Source organism: Streptomyces sp. LS1784, assembly GCF_020103755.1.
Taxonomy (GTDB): domain Bacteria; phylum Actinomycetota; class Actinomycetes; order Streptomycetales; family Streptomycetaceae; genus Kitasatospora.
In genome coordinates this window covers 1-3,619 of the sequence record NZ_JAHSQD010000716.1, presented here as the reverse complement: position 1 = coordinate 3,619, position 3,619 = coordinate 1, and the positions used below count along the sequence as shown (strand labels likewise).

Below are 3,619 nucleotides of genomic sequence, written 5' to 3'. Positions count from 1 at the left end.
CCCCCGCACCGGCGCCGACCGCACCGCCGTCGCCGCCACCGGCGCCTCCGTCGACGCCGTCCTGCCCGACGCGGTGGTCGTCACCGCCACCCCCGCCGAGGCCGCCCGGCTGCGCGCGCTCGGCTGGTCGCCCGTCATGCTGCCCGGCCCCAGCTACGGTGCCGAGCCCGGTGACGAAGGCCTGACCGGGCCGGTGTACGACTTCCCGCAGGCGGACTCCGGCTACCACAACTACGCCGAGGCCACCGCCGACATCGACGCGGTGGTCGCCGCGCACCCGGACATCATGAGCAAGCGCGTCATCGGCACCTCCTACGAGGGCCGGCCGATCGTCGCGGTGAAGATCAGCGACAACGTCGGCACCGACGAGAACGAGCCCGAGGTGCTGTTCACCGCCCACCAGCACGCCCGCGAGCACCTCACCGTCGAGATGGCGCTCTACCTGCTGCACGAGTTCGGCGACAAGTACGCCACCGACAGCCGCATCGCCAACGCCGTCAACAGCCGCGAGATCTGGGTGATCCCCGACCTCAACCCGGACGGCGGCGAGTACGACATCGCGACCGGCCGCTATCGCAGCTGGCGCAAGGACCGCCAGCCGAACACCGGCAGCAACAGCGTCGGCACCGACCTCAACCGCAACTGGAACTACAAGTGGGGCTGCTGCGGCGGCTCCTCCGGCTCCACCTCCAGCGAGACCTACCGGGGCAGCGCGCCGGAGTCCGCCAAGGAGACCAAGGTGGTCGCCGACTTCGTCCGCAGCCGGGTCGTCGGCGGCAAGCAGCAGATCACCGCCGCCATCGACTTCCACACCTACAGCGAACTGGTGCTCTGGCCGTTCGGCTGGACCACCGCCGACACCGCCACCGGCATGACCGCCGACGAGTACAACACCTTCGCGGCCGTCGGCCGCGACATGGCCGGCACCAACGGCTACGCGCCCGAGCAGTCGAGCGACCTCTACATCACCGACGGTGCGATCGACGACTGGCTGTGGGGTGCCCAGCGGATCTTCGCCTACACCTTCGAGATGTACCCGGGCCCGAACGGCAGCAGCGGCTTCTACCCGCCCGACGAGGTGATCGGCCGCGAGACCAGCCGGAACCGCGAAGCGGTCCTGCGCCTGGTGGAGACGGCGGACTGCGTCTACCGGGCGATCGGCAAGCAGCAGCAGTACTGCGGCATCTCCGCCTGACCGGGCGGCCCGGCACGCGCCGCACCGGGTGCCACGGCCAGGCGCCGGCTGCGGGATCGGCCCGCAGCCGGCGTCCGTGGCCTTGGGGCTGTTCGGCAGCGGGTGCCGGGGCCCGGCCGTGCTCGTGCCGCCGGGCGCCCGCAGACGAGTCCGACCCGGGCGCTCGGCCTGACCGCCCTCCGTCCGGTAGATTCTGCGGCCGGTTGTTCGGCACACGAAGCGGCTGTGTGCTGTGGGTTCGACGCAGGGGGCGAAGGGGTGCGGAGCGGGGACGGGCGCGTGGGGGATCTGCTGGAGTGCTGGCGGGCGGTCGAGTTGTTCAGTCCACCGCCGATTCCGGAGGTGCCGCGGAAGCGTCGGGCCGGTCGCCCTCGGGCGTCGGATGCGATCGTCGTCGATGTGACGCCGGCGGCGGGCCGGCCGGCGCCCTTGTTGCCGTGGGCGCCGGAGCATCCGGAGACGGCGGCCCGGCGGGCACCGCGGGGGATGGTCTGGCGGCACGAGGTGTACGGCGGGGTGTTCGACCTGGAGCTGTTGCGCCAGGCGATGATCGCCGTTCTGCCGGAGGGAACCGACCCGGATCCCGGGGTGCCGGCCGAGGAGTTGGTGCTGTCGGGGACGAGCGCGATGTTCGCGCTGGTCCTGGACGAGCACGGGCGGCCGGTCGAGGACACGTCGGTGGTCTCCGCGTGCGGCTGGGCGACGGGCCGGCTCTTCGACCCCGGGCCGTCGGCGGCCGGGTGGCTGGACGGCTTCGAGGAGTTGACCGAGGCGTTCGAGGTCGCGGTGGGGCGGCTGACCGCCACGCCGATTCCGTACGCGCCGGGAATCCCTCCCCTGCCGAGCGCGGTGCCCGCAGGGGACGAGGAGGGCGTCCGCGGCTGGCGGCAACTGCTCGCGGAGATCCTGGGCGGCGCGGCCGTGGCGGCGGTCGGTGCGCTGTTCGGCGAGGTCGCCGGGGCCGCCGTGCAAGGCGCGACGGAGCCGCTGGTGCGGCGCGTCGCCGAGTGGACGGCGGCCCGCCGCCCGGCGCCGGAGGGCGTGGACGGGAATCCCCCGCCCGCGGTGCCGGAACCGGCCGTCGACGTGCCGTCGCCCGCCGAGGAAGCGGGGGAGGACACCGGCCCGCGTCCGGTCGCGCTCGCCGACCTGGTGGCCCTGACCGCCCAGATCGCCCACCTCTGCGGCGTCGAGGAGCACCTCGACCCGCGGGTGATCCGGGTCCGGAGCCGGCTGGTCCACCGCCCGCGCGACCCGAAGGCCAAGCCCGCCGCCGCGCAGCCGTTCCTCAACAGCCTCCTGCCGCCCGATCTCGCCCGGGTCCGCGCCGCGCTCGCCGACAGCCGGGCAGCCGGCCTCGGACCTGCCTTGCAGGCCTACCTGACCGGCCGTCGGGACATCCCCGTCGACGCCAGATCCGACCTGCGCGAGGACCGTCTCACCGTCCTCGCGGGCGTCGATCCGGCTCTCGTCCCGGCCGGGCGCTGGCCCGCCAAGGCGCGGTATCCGCTCGCGCTCAGCCAGCAGTTCGCGGTCAACCGCATGCTCGCCGACCGTGCCGACGGCGAGCGCACAGGAGCCGCGACCGCCGGCACCGATGCCGGCGGGCTGTTCTCCGTCAACGGCCCGCCGGGCACGGGCAAGACCACCATGCTGCGCGACCTGGTCGCCGCCCTCGTGGTCGAACGTGCCGCCGTGATGGCCGGCTACCGGCGGCCCGAGGAGGCGTTCGTCGGCCGTGCCTGGCGGGGCAAGGACCGACAGGGCGTCCACGCCCGCTTCGTCTCCGCCCTCGACCCGGGGCTCACCGGCCGCGAGATCGTGGTGACCTCCTCCAACAACGGGGCGGTGGAGAACATCACCGCCGAACTGCCCGGCGCCGACGCCCTCGACGAGCACTGGCACGACGGCCCCGACCACTTCTCCGACCTCGCCTCCGCCCTGCTCGGCGGCGCGCCCGCCTGGGGGCTGGTCGCCGCCGTCCTCGGCAACAAGACCAACCGGACGAGGTTCACCGAGCGCTTCTGGTGGGGCCGCCTGCCCGAGGACGAGACCGCCGCCCGCGCCGCCGCGGGGCTCCCGCCGCTGCGCGGCATGAACGCCGTGCTCGGCGACTGGGTGCCGCCCGGCGCACCCAGGCCTGCCCGCACCCCGCGCGACGGCCGAACGGCTGCGGTCACGGCCACGAACACCGGCCCCGCCGCCGAAGCACAGGCCCCCGCCCAGGCGATCCCCTCCTGGCCCGAGGCCGTCGTCGCCTTCAACGCCGCCCAAGCCGAGGTCGAACGGCTGCGCGCCGAACGCGTCCGCCTCGCCGTCGCCCTGGCGGACACCCGGGCGGACCGGGTTCACCCGCGGCTCGACGCCCTGCGCGCCGCCGTCGTCCGTGCCGACGACCGCGCGGCGGCCGCCGAGGCCCGGCAC

Annotated in this window: 2 protein-coding genes; both read left to right on the top strand. The window is 74.7% G+C overall.

From position 1 onward, the window contains the following. On the top strand, positions 1-1,195 hold a 1,195-nt coding region (locus tag KS423_RS41135; RefSeq protein WP_224284840.1), incomplete at its 5' end, for a M14 family metallopeptidase. Between the two features lie 486 nt (positions 1,196-1,681). Continuing rightward, positions 1,682-3,619, top strand: a 1,938-nt coding sequence (locus KS423_RS41130) for a hypothetical protein (RefSeq protein WP_224284839.1), incomplete at its 3' end; no start/stop codon positions are given.